General features: G+C 41.7%; 21 protein-coding genes and 1 tRNA gene. 12 read left to right on the top strand and 10 right to left on the bottom strand.

The genetic code is table 11. From position 1 onward, the window contains the following. Genes J4526_01795 through J4526_01785 form a run of 3 tightly spaced genes read right to left on the bottom strand, consistent with a single transcriptional unit; the run spans nucleotide 1 to nucleotide 3598 of the window. Nucleotides 1–1734: a hypothetical protein gene (locus J4526_01795; GenBank protein ID WFO75639.1), complete on the bottom strand. Its 1734-nt coding sequence runs from the start codon at nucleotides 1732–1734 to the stop codon at nucleotides 1–3. Continuing rightward, entirely contained in the window at nucleotides 1735–2439 is a 705-nt protein-coding gene (locus J4526_01790) for a hypothetical protein (protein ID WFO75638.1), read from the bottom strand. A gap of 16 nt (nucleotides 2440–2455) precedes the next feature. After that, nucleotides 2456–3598 carry a hypothetical protein gene (locus J4526_01785; protein ID WFO75637.1) on the bottom strand — a complete coding sequence of 381 codons (1143 nt, stop codon included), beginning with the start codon at nucleotides 3596–3598 and terminating at the stop codon, nucleotides 2456–2458. A 138-nt stretch (nucleotides 3599–3736) separates the two neighbouring features. Here J4526_01785 and J4526_01780 point away from each other — a divergent pair, with 138 nt between their 5' ends. The 4 genes from J4526_01780 to J4526_01765 all read left to right on the top strand — a co-directional run bounded on the left by J4526_01780 (nucleotide 3737) and on the right by J4526_01765 (nucleotide 5707). Beyond that, nucleotides 3737–4048, top strand: a complete 312-nt coding sequence (locus tag J4526_01780; GenBank protein ID WFO75636.1) for a hypothetical protein — start codon at nucleotides 3737–3739, stop codon at nucleotides 4046–4048. After that, nucleotides 4020–4412 carry a hypothetical protein gene (locus J4526_01775; GenBank protein WFO75635.1) on the top strand — a complete coding sequence of 131 codons (393 nt, stop codon included), beginning with the start codon at nucleotides 4020–4022 and terminating at the stop codon, nucleotides 4410–4412. Before J4526_01780 ends, J4526_01775 begins: the two co-directional genes overlap by 29 nt. A gap of 127 nt (nucleotides 4413–4539) precedes the next feature. Beyond that, entirely contained in the window at nucleotides 4540–4896 is a 357-nt protein-coding gene (locus J4526_01770) for a hypothetical protein (protein ID WFO75634.1), read from the top strand. Further along, nucleotides 4886–5707, top strand: coding sequence for a hypothetical protein (locus J4526_01765; GenBank protein WFO75633.1), 822 nt, complete (start codon nucleotides 4886–4888; stop codon nucleotides 5705–5707). The genes J4526_01770 and J4526_01765 overlap by 11 nt, the downstream gene beginning before the upstream one ends. On the opposite strand, the gene J4526_01760 is transcribed toward J4526_01765, so the two are convergent. Continuing rightward, nucleotides 5699–5869, bottom strand: a complete 171-nt coding sequence (locus tag J4526_01760; GenBank protein ID WFO75632.1) for a hypothetical protein — start codon at nucleotides 5867–5869, stop codon at nucleotides 5699–5701. The genes J4526_01765 and J4526_01760 overlap by 9 nt on opposite strands. 159 nt (nucleotides 5870–6028) lie before the next feature. Here J4526_01760 and J4526_01755 point away from each other — a divergent pair, with 159 nt between their 5' ends. Beyond that, nucleotides 6029–6295 (top strand): hypothetical protein, encoded by a 267-nt coding sequence (locus J4526_01755; GenBank protein WFO75631.1) that lies wholly within the window; start codon nucleotides 6029–6031, stop codon nucleotides 6293–6295. Here J4526_01755 and J4526_01750 read toward each other — a convergent pair. From J4526_01750 to J4526_01740, 3 genes are read right to left on the bottom strand one after another with little or no spacing between them, the layout of a single operon-like run. Beyond that, entirely contained in the window at nucleotides 6218–7219 is a 1002-nt protein-coding gene (locus J4526_01750) for a hypothetical protein (protein WFO75630.1), read from the bottom strand. The genes J4526_01755 and J4526_01750 overlap by 78 nt on opposite strands. Before the next feature lie 48 nt (nucleotides 7220–7267). Beyond that, nucleotides 7268–7993 carry a TrmB family transcriptional regulator gene (locus J4526_01745; protein ID WFO75629.1) on the bottom strand — a complete coding sequence of 242 codons (726 nt, stop codon included), beginning with the start codon at nucleotides 7991–7993 and terminating at the stop codon, nucleotides 7268–7270. Between the two features lie 18 nt (nucleotides 7994–8011). After that, on the bottom strand, nucleotides 8012–8737 hold the full coding sequence (locus J4526_01740; GenBank protein ID WFO75628.1) for a hypothetical protein: 726 nt from the start codon (nucleotides 8735–8737) through the stop codon (nucleotides 8012–8014). Between the two features lie 98 nt (nucleotides 8738–8835). Here J4526_01740 and J4526_01735 point away from each other — a divergent pair, with 98 nt between their 5' ends. The 4 genes from J4526_01735 to J4526_01720 all read left to right on the top strand — a co-directional run bounded on the left by J4526_01735 (nucleotide 8836) and on the right by J4526_01720 (nucleotide 13978). Continuing rightward, nucleotides 8836–10323, top strand: coding sequence for a DASS family sodium-coupled anion symporter (locus J4526_01735; GenBank protein ID WFO75627.1), 1488 nt, complete (start codon nucleotides 8836–8838; stop codon nucleotides 10321–10323). 5 nt (nucleotides 10324–10328) lie between these two features. Next, complete coding sequence (locus J4526_01730) at nucleotides 10329–11264, top strand: hypothetical protein (protein WFO75626.1); 936 nt, start codon at nucleotides 10329–10331, stop codon at nucleotides 11262–11264. A gap of 62 nt (nucleotides 11265–11326) precedes the next feature. Further along, nucleotides 11327–12679, top strand: a complete 1353-nt coding sequence (locus J4526_01725) for an MBL fold metallo-hydrolase (protein ID WFO75625.1) — start codon at nucleotides 11327–11329, stop codon at nucleotides 12677–12679. Nucleotides 12680–12685: 6 nt separating this feature from the next. After that, the gene (locus tag J4526_01720) at nucleotides 12686–13978 is read left to right on the top strand and encodes a 2,3-bisphosphoglycerate-independent phosphoglycerate mutase (GenBank protein ID WFO75624.1); all 1293 of its coding nucleotides are present in this window, start codon (nucleotides 12686–12688) and stop codon (nucleotides 13976–13978) included. 16 nt (nucleotides 13979–13994) lie between these two features. Here the strand turns inward: J4526_01720 and J4526_01715 are convergent, their stop codons facing one another. Beyond that, the gene (locus J4526_01715) at nucleotides 13995–14537 is read right to left on the bottom strand and encodes an HD family hydrolase (GenBank protein WFO75623.1); all 543 of its coding nucleotides are present in this window, start codon (nucleotides 14535–14537) and stop codon (nucleotides 13995–13997) included. A gap of 100 nt (nucleotides 14538–14637) precedes the next feature. Here J4526_01715 and J4526_01710 point away from each other — a divergent pair, with 100 nt between their 5' ends. The 3 genes from J4526_01710 to J4526_01700 all read left to right on the top strand — a co-directional run bounded on the left by J4526_01710 (nucleotide 14638) and on the right by J4526_01700 (nucleotide 16606). Next, nucleotides 14638–14961, top strand: coding sequence for a DUF1805 domain-containing protein (locus tag J4526_01710; protein WFO75622.1), 324 nt, complete (start codon nucleotides 14638–14640; stop codon nucleotides 14959–14961). Nucleotides 14962–15037: 76 nt separating this feature from the next. Next, on the top strand, nucleotides 15038–16444 hold the full coding sequence (gene pyk, locus J4526_01705) for a pyruvate kinase (protein WFO75621.1): 1407 nt from the start codon (nucleotides 15038–15040) through the stop codon (nucleotides 16442–16444). A gap of 50 nt (nucleotides 16445–16494) precedes the next feature. Continuing rightward, nucleotides 16495–16606 (top strand) — tRNA-Thr (locus J4526_01700). A gap of 124 nt (nucleotides 16607–16730) precedes the next feature. On the opposite strand, the gene J4526_01695 is transcribed toward J4526_01700, so the two are convergent. Next, nucleotides 16731–17429: a triose-phosphate isomerase gene (locus J4526_01695; protein WFO75620.1), complete on the bottom strand. Its 699-nt coding sequence runs from the start codon at nucleotides 17427–17429 to the stop codon at nucleotides 16731–16733. A gap of 78 nt (nucleotides 17430–17507) precedes the next feature. Continuing rightward, nucleotides 17508–18653, bottom strand: a complete 1146-nt coding sequence (locus J4526_01690) for a fructose 1,6-bisphosphatase (protein WFO75619.1) — start codon at nucleotides 18651–18653, stop codon at nucleotides 17508–17510. Between the last annotated feature and the right edge of the window lie 141 nt (nucleotides 18654–18794).

Genomic DNA, 18794 nt, shown 5'->3' with positions numbered 1-18794 from the left:
TCACCTTTTCCTGAAGGCTATAACTAGTACTGCAAGAAACATTATGGCTAGTATGATCACTATGGTGGTTGTTATCCTGGTTCTATCAATGGCTATTATGTATTCTGAGCCGCTGCTAACTGGCTGGTTTTGACTAGGAGTTTGGGTTGCTGGTGCTGCCTGGGTTAGCTCTATGGTTCTTGATGTAGTGTAGTATGTGCCTGCTGATAGTGCCAGTACTTCTACTCTAATTGTATCAGTGTTGTTGAGCTCGCTAGCTGGCACTATGAATCTGCCAGTAGCATCCGTTACACCCCTGGCAACCTCAACGCCGTTGGCATAGACTACCACTGTGGCGTTTGCTAGAGCGTAGTAGTTTTCGTCACGGACAACAATAACATAATAGTTGTTATCACGCATTAAGCTGACATGCGGCTCAACCTGACGGTCAGCAAGAAGCTCAACAGTATATACGCCAGGCTCAAGCGCTATATCCACATAGCTAGCGTTCTCAGGTACTCTCTTAGCAATAGTAAGGTTCTCATTAGACACCTTTACTGTGAACCCTGGTGGTGCATAGAACCTGACCTTATTGGTCCATATAAGCTCAACCTTAGCATTGCTTAATGTTGTAGTACCAAAGACTGACAACAAGTCAATAGCATAGTCCTCTATCAACCCAGCAGCATTAGCCTTACCATCAATACGCCACTCATAAACCTGATCATTATACGTGATCCTAAGAACAGCACCTGGTGGCACAAACTTAATATGTAGTTTACCGTCAGTTTCTAGAGACTTGATTAGCCATAGCCATGTATGCTCGGCTGGTACTCGTTGTACATCGCCTGTTACTGTACCAACAGCGCCTGATACTATGTCGAAGTAATGTGTTCCATTGAACGCAATTGGGTCAAGAAGTAGCTTTAATGTACTCCCTTGTTTCACCCTTACATAGCTTATGTATCCATAGAATACTCTATCGTATACTGTTGAGAGAGTTGGTATTGAGCCGCCGACGATAGGATAATGATTTACGTCTGTTAGTAATGGCGTGCTTACGTCATATGTTCCACTAGCTTTTAGCTCGCCATCAACATATATCTTGTAGCCTGTCTCGTAGACCTCGTATGTTATGTTGTAGAATCTATGGGTCTCATAGTAGAATGGATAAACGTCGGCAACAGTTGTAAGCCATGTCGTGCCATTACCTATATCGCCATGAATTCTATTACCGTTCTGGAACTTGAAGTCAAAGCTATAGTCATAATTAGCAACGCCAGACCTTGCCCTCGTATTAAATACATGCCTGATATTAGTGTCAAAGACACTAGCCCTAGCCTCAACAACAAAACTACCGCTTATAGTTTCTGTATAGTCGTAGGCAATCCAATCCATATAACCATCAGGAAACAACCAGTCGTATAGATGTGGTGCTATTACGTCGCCGCTACTTAGTGTTGTTTGTTCTAGTGTCATATCTTCTGTTAGTATCCTGTTTGTCTTCGTGAACACTAGGCTGTTATCACTGGTTAGTTGCAGCTCATAGACCTGGCCTGGCTCCAAGCTCAGTGTTTGTACTGTCACCTGGACTTGGCTAGCAGGTATCTCGTGGACTAGTGGTAGTCCCTGGAGTGGTCTTGTTACTTGGTTATATATGTTGTATATCATTATGGTTGGTATTAGTACTATGGCTAGCATTATCAGTCCCAGTATGATCCAGGGTAGTATGTTTGTTCCTATACGCCTGGGCATCTAGATCCACCCCCTACGCCTAGCCTGACTAAAGACTATCAGGAGCATTATCCCGCCGATCCCCAGGAGCAGTATGAGGACAAAAACAACTGTGGCAGCACCAAGGCTGGCCAAGAAGTCGAAGCCTTGCGGGTTTTCGCTTGGCTGTTGTACGATAATTGTGTTAGAGTCACCACTTGACGGCGGTGGGAGTCTCTGATAGTCTATTACAATACTTGACTGTATCGTGTATCCGAGGCCACTGCGCCTGTCTGTGAACTGCTGTATATCCCAGGGATTCTCGATAGTGAATGCTGCTACTCTACGTCCATGTACATAGACTTCACCATTACCGTCCCAATCAACCTTTATTTGCACTGAGATATCGTATGAGCCGCCGCTTCCTGGGCCAAACTGTACTTCATCGCCGCTGTACCTGACCCTGTTGTTCACATAGACCCTGGTGCCAAGCGTGACATAGCCTGGTGGATTAGTGTCAAAGATCTCCACGGCAACCTTGACTGGTCCAGCCTCGATAGCAGCCAGTGCTAGATCATGTGTCCACGATACCTCGGCGTGGAGTGAAATAGTGTATCTATATCCTGGTGCTAAGTCATAGCCGCTGTCTTCCCATGCAAGCCTTGTTTCATCAGCAACAATAATGGCTGGTGATATGAGTACTAATAACAACAGTGTTATTGGTAGTATTGTCTTCATGCACTTCACTTCCACCACCGCATCATTACTTTCTTAATAGCAGAATTACTGCCAGCAACATCACTATGATGATTATGATCACGATGGTAGCCGTCATAGCAGTCTGATTGCCTGTAAAGTAGCTTGCTAGTCTACTCCAGTCTACACCAGAAGGTGTCTGGGTTTGGCTAGGTTGCTCGTTCTGTATAGTGAATGTTGGTGATGGTGTCTCTGAAGAGGATAGGACCGCTATGGCGATGTTCCATGACTGTGGCTGTGTACCAAGATAGCTTCCTGGGTAGTTCTTTACAACGAATTTCAGCTGTCCATGAGCTTCAATTGTTACAAACTGTGGTCTACCGTCTGCAAAGGCGAATTGGTTACATCTCATTAGTAGTGTGCTCCAGCTCCATTGCTCTGATGCCTCGGCGAAGTATGGGTTATTTGAATCGAAGATAAATAGATCGGCATCACCAGTGCTATGTGTCTCGTCAAAGTATACTCTTACCGTGCCTGTTGCACTTATGGTGACTGTGGCCTCGCCTGAGCCACTCCTAACTAATTGGTAGTCTGCTGGTGGTGTAGCTAATGATCTTAGTTCGATCTCGCTTATACCCTGGATGCTGGCCTCGCTTTCGGTGTAAATCATTACTTTGCCGCTTGGAACAGAGAACTTGCCTATACCAGTGTAGATCACTACATCACTTGCTGTCCTGACAACAATGATGTTGTCTGAATAAGGCTCTACCTTGATGAAAGTGGCGTTGAGTACTTGTCCTGTAGTCTCATTAACTGTAACCGTGCCAATGGCTACAGAGCCAAGGATGTTGCTTAAAAGTAATCCATACAGTATTTTCTCGTTGTTGTTAAGGTCTAGGGATGGAGCTTGTAAGTCGAATGCTATTGCTGGAACATAGTTATCGCTTGTGTTTAAGTCAGAGAGATAAAGGTATCCATCAACAGCTATTTTTGTTGTCGTGTTATCATAGGCCTGTAGTACATTGCTGACCTTATCATACGTATATGTTGTTAAGTTACTAAGAATAGTAGGATCGCTTAAGTCATAGGTTTTTACAACAACTATCTTTTCTTCCTCGAGGGTCTGGGCTAATGGGGTTATTGGTGCTATTATTATGGCAAAAACTACTAGGATTAAGGCAAGAGTTCTGGCGATCTTGGAACTTGTCATGATACTTTCCCCAAATTGTTGATCTCGTGTTTTATAGGAAATAACGAGCTGGGTAGAGCTAGCCATAGAAATGATGTTGTGCTCCAGCCAGCTCCCTATTACATATAATATTTATATTTGTAGCATAGGTGATCTTGTGTGAGCAAGGAGTTCGACAAGGGTCTCCTCGTTGGTAGGAGCTCTCTTACAACGCTCTTGTCTGCACTGAGGAAGAGCTTGGGTGAATGGGCTAGGATACTACCGTATCTTAGCAGCTTTTCTTGTAGGAAGGAGCTGGAGCTTGTTGCAAGCATCAACTATGTCTTGGGGAAGGAAATAGAGCTCACGCCACCGCTCAGGGCTTCTCTAGCTGTTGATTTTGTTGAGTCAAAGAAGGATCTACTCATATCCGATGCAGAACTACTCTTGGCGGGTGTAGGCCGTGGCGAAGAAAAAGAAGAAAAAGATTAGCAAGAAATCCAAGTCTAAGTCAAAGAACAAGAAGAGTAAAGACAACGGGCTCTTCAAGCCACCACGTCATAAATGGCTTGCCAATATAGTATCGTTCAAGAAGCCTGACGAAGCTAAAGAGGCTGCCCAGGAGCTCGTAGACGCTCTCAAGAAGGGCAGGCTTGGCAAGAAGAAGATTGGCAGAAAAACCGCTCTAACCATTGCAAGAGCTATACAATATGCAGCCAACCGTGCCGAAGCAGCTTCTAAGAACCCGATCATAAGCCCCAAGGAGAGAAGAGAGCTCAAAGAAGTAGCTGAAATATACGAAGATGCAGCCGAAGAAGCATGGGAGATCTATAGGGAGAAGTACAAGGAAGACTAGCCATGTACATCCACATAGTGCTAAAGAAAAAGAGAAGATCAAAGGATGTTAGGATGCTCCTCAAAGAAGTAGAAGCTATTGCAGAGAGAAACGGCTACGATGTAATCAAGGCTTATTGGTGATTCTGTTGAGTCTCGAGTATAGGGTTAAGTATAAGGAGCAAGTTTATGGTTATGAACTTGGCGGCTTATTGATTGATGTTGCTAGGGCCCTTGGTGGTATCCATAGTATGTTGCCAGAGTATGAGTATAAGATGAGGCTTGCTCATGCAAGGAGTATGATGCAGGCTTTGCTTGCTTCTATTCCCGAGGATGTTTATGGCAGCGATCTTAATCCTTTGGAGACTATTAAAGATGTGGAGAACATGGATCGTGGACAGCTTCTCGAGTTACTCTACAAGATTACTTCGCTGCTTGATAGGCGTGGCCTGCTTGTTAGGAAGAAGGTGCAGCGGCTGACTAGGGTTGAGGACTATGAGTCTTGAGGTATTCTCTGTTCTCTCGGATGAGGAGCGTGAAGAGCTTGAGAAGGCTTATGAGGATATAGTTGGTGTTGAGTGTAGGAAGAGGAACTACTTGCTGTTATCGTTTATTTTTGATGCTATTGAGTGTAATGAACTGCAGCCAATTATTATTACTGGCCGCAGGGGTGCTGGCAAGTCTACTTATGCACTCAAGGTTGTAGCACAATACTTCATGAGACAAGGGCTTAGCTGCGGTGAGGCCTACCTCGAGGCTCTTAATAGGATTGTACATACGCCGAAAGAGTTCTTTGATGCGTTGAAGAAGTATAATGATATAATTATATGGGATGATGCTGGCGTCTGGCTTAGCACTTATTTCTGGTATCATCCAGAGCTCAGGCCCTACCTGATCTGGTTCTTGAACTGGTTTGATACCTCGAGGACCGATGTCAAGGTACTAGTGTTCACGACTCCTACAAAGAAGAAGCTTCCACCCAGGGTTCGTGAGGACCCCGAGTCGCTGCATGTCAGGGTCAGGCGTGTAGGCACGAAAATAATCAATGGCTTGAAGGTGAAGGTTGCTGAAGCCCATATCGTCGTGCTCGATGAGAGTGATTACATGAATAAGCTGTACACCGAGGACGTAGGCTCCGATCAATACGTGGTCTATCTGCCTGACCCAGTGTACAGGGCTTACTCCATAATCAGAGACGGATACCATAGGCTAGCGAAGAAAATGCTGGGCAAAGTACTTGTTGAGAAAGGGCTTATTCCAGAAGAGCTCGTCGAGGGCTATACATATACTTCTACGGAAATAAAGAACCTAAGCTAGCTGCGGTAAAACAACAACTGAATCAACCACCTTAACATTCTTATTCTTTTTAATGAGGCCACCTAAAACCCTGGGATTAATCCTTACAACAACTATTGTCGCAGCATAAATAACAGTACCGTGCTTGCTGAGCTTCCTGAGAAGCCTGACACTGCTCTGCAAATCCCTAATAATAAGAGTGCTCTGCTGCTCCAGTAGAACCACCCCTATTGTTGATCTATTTGCTTTGGTTTTTAAATTGGGTGTTAGGTAGAAACCCGCCAGACTTCTACCTAACACCTTTTTCTCTGTTTTACGAGTATTACATGTGGTGTAGTTGCTGTGCCTAGGGGTATTGATTTGGTTATTCTTTATAGGATGCTTGTTTGTGTCAGGGATAGTGGTTCTATGAATGTTACGCAGCTTGTTAGGTGTGTTGGCGGTAGTGCTTCTACTATTACACGTTATGTAGACTTGGCGGTGTCTTGGGGTTTGCTAGAAGAGGAGACTGGTAGGGAGAGAAGGCTAAGGCTAACGAGGAAGGGCGAGGACTTCTTGTTCTTGTTTAGCCGTCTTCTTGCTCTCGTGCCAGAGCTTGAGAAGCGGTAGGTAGGGCTTGTATGCTTCTATGTATTTGTCGGCTATTTCCCTAAGGTGTTTAGTATAGTGTTTCACAGTGATCTTTCCCATCCTTCCTTGGAGTAGATCTATCTCGTGCTCCATGAGTTTCGTGCTTAGTATTGCTAGGTGTGCTTTCCTGAACAAGCTCCACCTGATGCCTAGCCTATCTCTTGCGTCCTGGATGGTGTTTACTGTTACCTTATACATATATGTATCCAAGATAGCTGCTAGCTCCATGGGCATCATCGTTATCCATGCTTTCTTGCTTCTTCTCTCGTAGCCTAACTCGACTATCACTGTGCTGTTATGGTGTATTTTCCTGAGGCTACTCCACCGAGTCCATAGCCATACAAGCTCTGTTCCCCTCAGGCCTGTGTAGAAGTCTATTAGCGCTAGTAGACTCCATAGTATGGAACGTGAGACAATGGCTTTCCTGAGCTGCTCGAGAGCCTTGTCTATAATGCTTTTATCAGCCTCGTAGTCGAGCAGCCTAATGGATCGTTTCCTCGGGGCAAGTTTCCTTAGTTGTTTAAGGTAGTAGTCCAGCGCCTCGGCTATACCACTGTAGCCCAAGAGCCTCAAGTATTCTCTTAGAGCAGCTATTCCCCTGAGCAAATGCGCTGCCTGGCTAGGGGTAAGCCTTGTTATATACATTGGGTCGTCGAGAACAACTAGATGCTTCACGAGATAGTTATATCTCTGCCTAGCATCGTCTCTAACGTATCTAGAGAACATATATTGTCTCAATCCTTGCCTAAATGTTTCTTCACTTAAAAGCTGTTTAACGGTCTGTGAGACCACGGTGTTAAACTGGCTCATGGAAGGCGTTAAACTAGGTGTTAAACCAGGGGGATTGAAAGTGTTAAACGAATTCATGATCTTGGGGTCCGCGAGGCCCCGCAGCCGCCCCAAGCTGGGATCGGGCCGCCTTCCTTCTTTATTGTTAGGAAATAACGCAATTTAACTGGAATTGCTCTCTTTTTCTTGACTAGTTGATACTAAATAAAGGAGTATGTTTGCCAAGGGCTTTGACTGGATTATTATTGCCCGATCATATTCACCCATGGTTTCTGGAATATTTTCATGAGGTTCATACATAACGACTATATCATCTATGATAACAAGTGTAATTTGGTTGTTTTCGTCTTTTGCACCAATTGTTATAGTACTTATGTTAATTTCTTCTTTCTTAATCTCGTTAAGCATGTCTTTAGATATGATCTTGGGTGCAGAACTAGTTCTTATTTCTATTATATTTCTGGAAGCTCTTCTAATGAGTTGTCTTATGAAATTCATTATGCTTACTTTTCCTCTGAGACAAATTATTTTCTCGTACTCCCTGCTTCCAGGTTTGAGTCTCGAAAGAGTTTCAAGTGCTTTCTTGGCATTCCTCTCAAATACCTGTAATTCGCTAAGTACTTTCTGTTTATGTAGTTCCAACAGATTTCTTAGCGCTATATCTGGGTCGAGTGCTTGGAACTTCATTGGCCTACCTGGTACAGATACTATAAATCCTTTTGATTCAAGACTTGATAAAACATCGTATACGCGTGTATAAGGGATCCCACTTAGATCGCTTATTTCACTTGCTGTAGCAATTCCTCTTATTAGTAATGCTATGTATGCCTTAGCTTCATACTTATTCAAACCAATACTTGTCAGTAAGGAAACTATTTCCTCGCTCATGATATCATCCTTACTTGTTTAGTAAACAAGTTTTTCAGGCTCCTTGACCTCTATGCCGTGGTCTGTTAGTTCATATTCAAAGGAATTACGCGGATACCTTGTCCTTATACATCTTGTTATAGATAGTGTCCTTTTACCTGATATAGGATCTCTTTTGAGTGTTATAACGACATCAGGCAGTTGTTTTATAAAATTCTCTATGTAAGGACTTCTAACGCCTTCACTGTAAACGAGAATGTATATGCCATTGTATTTCCTTGCTTCAGCGTGGAGGCGTTCAATAAAACTTAGTATTTGTGATTTCCGTGCCATGAAGAGAACTGTTGATATATGTGAGAATACTAGTCTACAGGATTTTTGTCCAGTAAACACCTCTTTCTCTGCTATTACTATTGTCTTTAAGATCTCGTTTGGATCGAACGGATTCTCTATTATGTATTGTGCATCGCTTTCTACACCTACGCGAGGTGAAAACCCGTCAATAAATACAAGGTCTCCTCTATCGACAAAGGGTTTGACATTCATTTTGTACTTAAGCATATTAGCTATGAGATCTCTGGGAAAGGCATCGACAGTTACGTAAATAGCTTTTTCACCATTTAGGAGGCCTTTATACATTATTTGTTGTGCAAAAGTGTTTTTATTGGTACCTATATCACCTGTTATCAATACTGAAGCGGGCCGGGGAATCCCCCCTTCAAGGATTTTATCGAGTACAGGTATCCCCGTGGGAGCTCTTTCCAAAATTTCACCTAGTTTAATATAGTTACTAAAGTAAACTATTTTTATTGCGTTCTGTCAACTAATTACTGTATAGAAGTATTCACTTGTTGGTGAAAAAATTGAGTGGAAGAGTGGAACAGCCAGTTAAGAATCCTGTTGAGAAGTATCTCAACATTATAGGAATGCCTTTAGCGTTAATAGTATTCCTTGCCATACTATTCATGCCAACTCCAGAAGGATTAACAGTACAAGGACAACGTGCTCTCGCAGTGTTCTGGCTAGCTTTCATACTATGGCTAACAACACCTATACCAGTATGGTTAACGTCAATGCTTGCCATAGTATTGCTTGCCCTGACTGGTGGATGGGATTACAAGCAAGCATTCTATAGATTCGGAGAAGAAGTAATATGGCTAATGGTTGCAGCATTCATTATAGCTAGTGCGCTAGAGAGGACAGGTATAGGTAAAAGAATAGCCTACAAAATGGCTTATACATTCGGTAGAAAAGCTTCGACAGCCCTTCTAGGACTAATAATACTAAATGTTGTCCTAGCATTTGTTGTACCTAGCACCACTGCTAGAGCAGCAATAGTCTTACCAATAGCTCTTCTCATAGCGGAGGCTTATGGTGCGAAACCTGGTGAGAGCAGGTTTGGTAAATTACTAATGCTTCAGCAACCTGTTGCAAACAACTTAGCTACAGCAATGATCCTTACTGCTACAGCACCTCAGATAATGGCTTGGGGCTTTCTCTACACTATGGCAGGAGTAGAAATACCATGGTTAACATGGCTTGTAGCACAAGCGCCAATAATAATAATAACAATGATCCTCATGTGGATTATTGGTATGAAGTTATGGAAGCCTGAAGTCAAGGAGCCACTGGGAGGCTTAGAGAAACTAAAAGAAGAAATGGCTAAACTCGGTCCATTGACACGTGACGAGAAATCAGCTCTAGCAATATTTGCGCTAGTGTTATTCCTATGGGCTACTGACCAGTGGCATACACAGATATTCTTCGGGCTAAAGATACCATTTAGTGTTGTTGCAGTAATCGGTGCAATACTACTCTTCATGCCAAAGATAGGACCTCTCAAGAGCTGGAAAGATGCCAAAGTACCATGGGATTTAATGATCTTTAGCGCTGGAGCTTATGCAGTAGGTATAGCTATATCTGATACAGGCGCGGCACAATGGATGGCACGTAAACTAATTAGTGCAGCAGGACTAAGTGAAGGCGTAAACCCGTATATCGCTTATGCCATACTACTAGGTATAATGCTCTACATTCACATAATCTTCTCTAGCAAAACAGTAAGGACAGTAATATTCATACCATTGTACATTATTCTTGCACAAAGCTTAGGAATACCACCAGTAATGATAGCTCTTCCAGCAGCATTCGTTATCTCATGGACTATAAGCCTGCCATTCAACTGTAAGCCCAACCTAATCTACTACGGTACAGGATACTTCAACGTAACTGATGAGCTGCTCTACGGACTTATAGTATGTACTATAGGATACGTGCTATACCTAACAGTTGGCTGGGCATGGTTCAACTTCTTAGGATCAATAGGATTCATACCTGGATGGACAGGGTGATCGCGATGAAGGCGCGCTTACTAACAACATTCATAATACTCATGCTAGTAGTCTTAGCCATTACAGCACCTACAGTAACCTATGCAAGTTCCTCTAAGACAAGAATCAAAGGCGTTACCTATGAATTTGATGTAGAGAAGATAACAAAAATCGTAGACAAATCCACGGGCAAAAAATATGGTGCCATACTATTCAACCTAAAAATAACATTCAAGATAGCAAACTATACTGACACAGAACTAGTAGTACCAATAGGTATATCATTCGTATCCTCGAAGAAATACAATAAAGCCGTTGATGCCGAGCTCGTGTCATGCTCAGTAATCTATAAGGGCGAAAACATAGTATCATCAGCGAAATTCGTGACAAGCCAGCTATCCAGAGTAGAGATAACACTCAGTAAGCCCATAAATGGTACAGACTGGGCTACAGTCGAGATAGTTGTTAAAGGAATGGTGAAATCTACATCAAAACTATACGTAACAAGCGAGTACAAATACTATAAGGACTACAAGCCGATAAACGGGAAAATACTCTATGTGCCAATTACGAACTACTACTACGGCATAACCTGGGAGACAGACAAGGTAGATGGTGAAAAGGTACCAGGAATTAGAGTGATAGTCAAGGCTCCTGAAGGATGGAAGATAATGTATGCTCGTTCATCACTTTCATCAAAACTAAGATACATGGACATACATAGTATAGAAGAAAAAGATGGCAGGCATGTTGTGGAATTCTGGTACCTAAGCAGTAAGACAGTAAAACCAACGAAGTTCAAGCCAGCATCAACATTCGAAATAGAGGTAGGCTTTACACCAGAGACCAAGACAGAGGATCCTGTAGTCAAGGGTATCATGATAGCATTATTGCTTCTAGCATTGTTCTTCGCATGGTTCTATAGAGACGTATGGAAATACACGACAAGGAAAGTTATGTAGCGTAAAATATTTTAAATCAATAACTTTTTTCCCACTGGACACCCCCGATAGGAGTGAGGCTTATGACGCCAATCCATACGTCTCTTTACTTTCTTGGGGGGTATCGTGAGCAAGGTCGGTCGTGTTTAGCCCTTGAAGTAGATAACAACATTTACGTATTTGATGCAGGTATAAAAAAGACATATAAAGAAGGCTACTATGGCGAACCACCATATATTGATTTAATTGACCCCTCTAAAATTAAGGCATTATTCATTAGCCATTTACATGAAGACCATATTGTAATGGCGCCGTATCTCGTGAAAAAAGGGTTCAATGGACCAATATACATGAACAAGCCTACATACGAGCTTGGGTCAAAACACTGGTATAAATGGGCTAAAATCTTTGAAGAAGATGGTCGTAAAATCTATACACCTGAAGATGTTGATGAAACGAAAAAACTCGTTAAAATAATTAAAGAAGGAGAGAGTATTGACGAGCATAATATTAGAGTAAAGTTTTACCCTTCAGGACATGCTTTGGGTTCAACACTTATTGACATCGAACTAAGTAATGGCTACAATATACTATATTTGGCAGATATAGCTTTCGGATCCAATACACTTGTTGACCCCATTATACCTGACAAGAAATACAATATAGTGATTATTAATTCTTCTTATGGAGATAAAATAATTGATAGAAAGAACAGTGAAAGTATTTTTATTGAACAAGTAATTGATGTTGTGAGAAAAGGAGGAATAGCATTAATACCAGTAACAGGCATTGGACGGGGTCAAGAAACATTATCAATATTTTTAAAGTATATTGATCGCGTAAAGGAGATAAAAGACTTAGTGATATATATCGAGGACACCATAGAAAAGGGATTTGACGTATTTAAGGAGTACCAAGAATACATGAATCCTTGGTTTAAAAAAATAGTAAAGAAGAAGATTTACAAGAAAAAACCTATTCAAAGTTTTAAACAGGAGGAGATTAATGATATACTTAAGAATAGGCCTTCGGTTGTTTTGGCCACGGATCTAATGTTAATGGGTTTTTCAAGAAAAGTATTCATGAAAATAAAAGATGACCCTAGATCAGCCGTTTTCTTGACAGGCTATCAGGCACCTGGAACCTTTGGTAGGAAACTTGAAGATGCTATATCAAGTCAAGCGTTTGTGTATGATGGAAAAGTCGTTGTTTTTAAGTGCAAGATATTTGTCATTCCTATAAAAATGCATTTTGATTTAGTGGATAACTTAAGGACATTACAAAAATGTGGAGGTAATGAAATAGAATATGTTATTTTACATCATGGTGAAGAACCTAACTCTCTGAATTTAGCATATTGTTTGTCTAAAGTATTTGAGCCTTCAAAAATAGTTTTGCCTTCAGTTCCTTCAAGACTCTATATTCATGTAAGGTGATATAGAATGGTTAAGGCTGAGTGGAAACCTAAAGAAACCTATAGAGCCATTATTCTTATCCAGGACGGTGTCGGCGACAGACCTATTCCGAAACTAGGTAATAAGACGCCATTACAAGTTGCGAAGAAGCCTAACATGGATAATATTGCTAAGAAAGGAATAACCGGTATAATGGATCCTATTGAACCAGGTGTTAGACCAGGAACTGATACAGGACATATTGCATTATTTGGATATGATCCATACAAATATTATCCTGGAAGAGGGCCTCTTGAGGCAGCCGGCATAGGCGTTAAACTAGAACCCGGTGACGTTGCCATTCGTTGCAATGTTGCTACTGTAAAGGAAGAGGATGGTAGACTAATAGTTGTCGACAGACGTGCAGGAAGAATACGGGGCGAGCATGTCAAAATACTTGTTGATGCACTTAATAGTTCTATCAAAGAAGTTGATGGAGTGAAAGTAGAGTTCTATCCCGCTACAGAGCATCGTGTAGTATTAGTTCTTAGAGGAAAGGATTTGTCGCCAAAAATAAGCGATTCTGATCCCGGGACGGCGCAAGAAGGAAATCCTGTAAAGAAGGTTGTTCCGCTCGACGATACTGAGGAGGCGCGTAGAACTGCTGAGGTAGTCAATAAGATAATAGAGATGGCTTATAGAACACTTAAAGATCATCCTCTTAATAAAGAACGTGTTAAAGAGGGCCTTTTGCCTGGCAACATAATAATAACGCGTGGGGCAGGAATGGTTCCACGGGATCTGGTTCCATTCCCGAAGCTATTTAATGCAACAGCATTTATTGTTGCAGAAGAGGCCACTGTTGTTGGAGCAGCACGTATCTTTGGTATAGAGGGAACTATACCAGAGGGCTCGACGGCCAATTTAGATACTGATCTCGATGCAATATATAGGGAAGTTATGAAGGCTTATGACAAAGGCTATGAGATTATATTTATTCATATCAAGGGGCCTGACATAGCTGGTCACGATAATAATCCTAAAGGTAAAATAAAAATTATTGAGAGAACAGACAAAATGTTAGGGAAGATACTCAAAGAGATAGATAGAGATAAAACAATAATAGCACTTGCAGCAGATCACTCAACGCCTTGTCTTGTAAGGGATCATAGCGGTGACCCTGTTCCTGTGGCGATTGCTGGTCCCGGTGTTAGAAGAGACAATGTAAAATCTTATGATGAGTTCTCATGTATGCATGGTGGGTTAGGTAGGATTAGAGGTACGAGCCTCATAAGAATAGTATTGGATCTAATGAATAAGCCGCTTAAGTGGGGTGCATGATCCAAATAAGTAATAATTAATCGTTCTTAAATAATTCTAGAACTCTCTTCACCTCATCTTCTATATCATATTTTTTAGCAAGTTCTAGGGCTTTTTTTAATGAGTTATATGCTATTTCTTCTACGTTATAACCCTGAGCCCTATATCTCATGCCTTGCAGGTATGTTGCAAGTAGATCTGATATCTTTGCAACTATTGCTTCAATAGTCTTTCCTTCAATATACTCTTTAAATAGCCTAGATAATACACTAATATGGCATTCTTCATCTACGATTTCAGCTTCTATTTTTTCTTTAATGGAGCCTATTTTATTGCTGAAAGCCTTAACTATATCGCCAATAAATGCTTCAGCAATATCATGTACTAACGTTAATGAAATAGCCTTTAGTGGATCAATATTCTTATTGTTCTCTTTTATGTTGGAGCTTATTAATAGAGATATTATAGCTGCTTCAAATGAGTGTTCAGCTACTGTTTCAGCAACTGATGGGGGCACTCCTCTTAGCAGCCATCCGGTACGGGGAAGATTCTTTAGTGATGCAATGAAATCTTTTGGCATAGTATGCATCCTCTCTCGACTGCTGGGTATCTTGTTTTAATTAAGAGGTTGGATTATTTATTTTGTAGATTCTATATATTGATAGTTTAGGTGGAGTAAAATGGGCAACAAACAGTTTACTAACGTTAATGAATGTATTAAAGTCAAGGAGGTTAATATAAACGGCAAGTTACTAATAGGTGTAGAGATAGACCTCCCTGGTGCACCCTTAATTCTCTTGAAGGGTAGCAAAGGATTTGTAATGTGTGGATATCTTGACATTACTACCGTTAACAAGTTAGGTATAGTTGCAGCACGAGTATCCGGGGTTAAATCTGTTGAAGAGCTTTTAGAAAAAGAGATAGCTATGGCATCAGAAAAAGCTATTGAAGTAGGGGTAAAGCCTGGTAAAAAAGTTCTTGACATAGTAGATCTTATTGCCTAGGATAATATGGTATTGTGCCAAAAGAGCTATTACATAGATAGTTGTAAACGAAGTGTTGTTTGTAGAGGCGGTTAAGTTGAAGACAAAAATACTCGTCACAATAGGTCCCTCGTCTGCAGACGAGGATACTATTAGATCTTTTATGAGAGAAGGTGTGGCGGGGTTCAGAATAAATTTCAGCCATGGAGAACCAAGTGTATGGGATGAGTATATAAAGATGATACGGAGCGTAGAGGAAGAATATGGTGTTAATGTAGCCTTAATAGGCGACCTTAGAGGGCCACAGATACGTGTTGGCGATTTTAGACAGTTCAAGATAAGGAAAGGAGAACAGATACGACTTGTATACGGTGAGAAAACAGAAGAAGAAAAAACTATTCCCGTGAATAATCGTCGCGTCTTCGAAATACTTGATACAGGAGACCTAGTCCTACTTGACGATGGGAAGTTAAGATTCCATGTATATGATGTAAAAGGTGAAGAAGCTATACTACTGGCTTTAAATGACGGGATAATCAGTCCTCGAAAAACATTGATTATCTCAGGTAAAGACCTAGGCTTACCTGTTTTAACACAATACGATGTGGAGTGTGTAGAGTATGCTATATCTAGGGACATGACCTATCTTGCTCTTAGTTATGTAAGAACAGCCAAGGACGTCAATACATTGAAGGAACTGCTTGAGAAACGCGGTAGAAGAGACATCGGTGTTATAGCCAAGATAGAGACGAGAGAAGCATTACGTAATCTATCCTCTATACTGAAAGAAGCTGATGCATGCATCGTTGCAAGAGGAGATCTTGGTATGCATTATAGTTTAGAAGAAATACCGATGCTACAGAAAAGAATAGCGCGTGAAGCCATAAGGTATGGGAAACCAGTTATCGTTGCAACACAGCTTCTTGAATCAATGGTGTCTAATCCTCAGCCAAGTAGGAGTGAGATAGTAGATATAATGAATGCTGTTAGAGACCATGTAGACGCCTTACTGCTTACAACCGAGACAGCAGCAGGGAACTATCCTGTAGAGGCTGTAAGATGGCTAAAAAGAGTTGTGAGGAAAGCCGAAAAACTTGTTGAAGAAGAGAACATCTATCCCTTGGTTAGGCAAGAAGAAGCAGGTAGTATAAGGGATAAGTTTGCAAAAGGACTAGTATTAATGGCTGAAAGCCTGCGATCAAAAATAGTAGTCTATACAAAAACAGGCTTTATGCCATCTAGACTATCTAGGCTAAGACCTAGAGTTAAAGTATTAGCTGGAACAAATAACTCGTCTCTAGCGAGAAAACTATCGATATACTATGGTGTTGAACCTTTTGTAGTAGGAAGACCTGGACAAGACTACGATTATGAACAGGGATTGAAGTTATTGTATGAGAAACTTGTAGGAGAAGGAAAACTCGATTATGGCGATATAGTATTACAGACTTATGGTAGGAGAGAAGAAGTACTCTACGTAGTCAAGATAGTTCATGTAATCTAATGAGGTTAAGAATTAAAAGCTCGGTAAAAACCTAAGAAGTATGGTGACAGGCCGCCGTAGCTCAGCCGGTAGAGCGCCGGCCTCGTAACGGCCTTCATATAGGAATGCCGAAGTCGTCGAGAAAGCCGGTGGTCGCGGGTTCAAATCCCGCCGGCGGCTCCATTCCTCAAGTTTTTCAAAACAAATCCAGCATTTGTATAATTGGCAAGTTCTTCAACAAGTAAGTACTATGAATGAGATAATGATGAAGTTTGAGAAAAAGAATAGATTTATCTGGATTAGTAGTTTACTGTTTTACTGCTTCAAGAGCTTTTAAGGCCATATCCTTTATAACATTGTATGGCTCTTTTGCTTTAACTATCGCTGATGCTACGAGGACTCCTAGTGTACCAAGTTTTATTGCTGCGTAGACGTCATCTCCTTTGCTTATGCCTGCGCCAGTTAGTATTATGACGTCTTTATTGACTTTTCTTATCATCTCGACACTACGCGTTATTACCTCTGGTTTAGCTTTTGATACAGGGATGCCTGTACCTATAAGTTCTGGGGGCTCGACAGCAACTATATCGGGCTCTAGGACAGCTACAGCAGCTCCCGTTTCAGGTACATCGGCACAGACAAGGGTTTTTAAGCCAAGAGATTTTGCCTTCTTTATGAGCTTGTTTATATCAGCTAGTATTAAGCGGTGTTCACTGTGATTTAACAATATTCCGTGAATACCGGCATCTTTCAGCCCCTCTAGAGGTAAGTATCCTGTATGGGCACCTGGGTCAATGGGATCAGCATGCTGTGCAAAGACGAGTATATCTGTACCCTTTACAACGTCAAGAATTGTTTTCAGTTCTGTTGCAGGTGGTATGAGTATTATTTGAATGCCTGTTTCCTCCCAAACCTTCTTTGCATCTTTCGCTATTTTAATTGCATGTTCTCCGAAAGAATATGGATAATATGCCTTATAGTTCACGGCTACTATGGGGGTCTTCATATGATCACCTTAGCGTATATACTTTAAGAAAATAAGGTATTTCTGTGGAAAAAATAGTGTTGTGAACATTTATCTTATTTAAAGCATTGAACTCTTTTCTTTGTGGATTCCTTTAGGTGCTTCTGAGATCTTCTGGAACCTGTCCTTGAGCTTCTCTAGGACACCTGGTAGTGTTGTGTACTCCATTTCTTCGGGCCCTAGTCTGTGAGGCATGAATGGACCGTGTCTCCTGATATACTCGGCAATCTGTTGTGCAAGTCTTCTGGTCTCGTCAAAGGCTACGTCGTCGAATAGGTCTGCTGGACCAATTAGTCTTCCGTTCTTTATCTGCCAGCCAAGGGCAATAACTCTAGGTGGTCCATCGAATCTAGTACACTTTGCATATCTCTGTGGTACTGGCATTAGTGGTCCATGGTGGCTTCCTCTCATCCAGCCGGCTACTAGGTGTGGGAACGCGAAGGCTTCTAGTACTTCGCCTACAGCTGGTAGACCGTGTTGTGCTCTGACAATAGCTACGGGGTCATCTTTGCCGACATACCTGCCTGCTATAAGGTTTAGTCTCTCAGTGCTTACCACGGCTGCTTGTAGTCCATCACTCTTTCTATATACAGCCTTTATCACGTAACGACCAGGGGTACCTATCAGTGCGAGGATATCATACATTTCTTCGGGAGCACTTAGCTTTACTACTCTACCCTCGAATACATCGAATATCTCGAAGATGAATCCATCATGCATCTTGGGGTCTATTACTAGTCCGGCTGTGTTAAACGGATCTGCGAATACACGGAAGATTGGAAGGTTGAATGCGCCAGGCTCGGTTTTGTCTGCATGGAATGTTATTACTGGCTCGCTTGGTCTTTCCTCAAACTCTATTTCAGCTACGCCGGGACCCATTCCTCTAACGTTTCCTGAGAAAGCCTCACTCAATAGGTCTTGGCCTGCAGCGTAGAGACCTAGTTCTCTAGCTACTTTAGCGGCTTCTTTGAATGCTTCCCAGGCCAGACCGTGTATGTCTGGGCTGTCAACACCTTTCTTATGAGTCATGATGAGCTGTATGTCGTCACCAACATGTGTTACATAGAAGTCTATAATGATGCCCTTTCTCTTGGCTTCGGCTAGAACTTTTGTTGCAGCAGCCATTGTATCGGGGTGTGCAATGTGGTGTCCGGCAAGACTACCAATATCAGCCTTGATTATGGAGAGGGTTATTCGTTCTCCCATTCAAAAACACCTACCTGGAATGTTCTTTAGGACAAAATATGGGTGAGGGGGTATATTAACTATTCTCGATCCTCAATTGCTTGTTAAAAATAGTGTTTAAGTGGGAATAGTGTGGTATTGAACCCTATTTAAACAACTGTT

The organism is Desulfurococcaceae archaeon MEX13E-LK6-19 (assembly GCA_029637525.1).
Lineage (GTDB): Archaea > Thermoproteota > Thermoprotei_A > Sulfolobales > Desulfurococcaceae > MEX13ELK6-19.
Note: the sequence above shows the minus strand (reverse complement) of the source record. Positions and strands in the feature narration are given on the sequence as shown.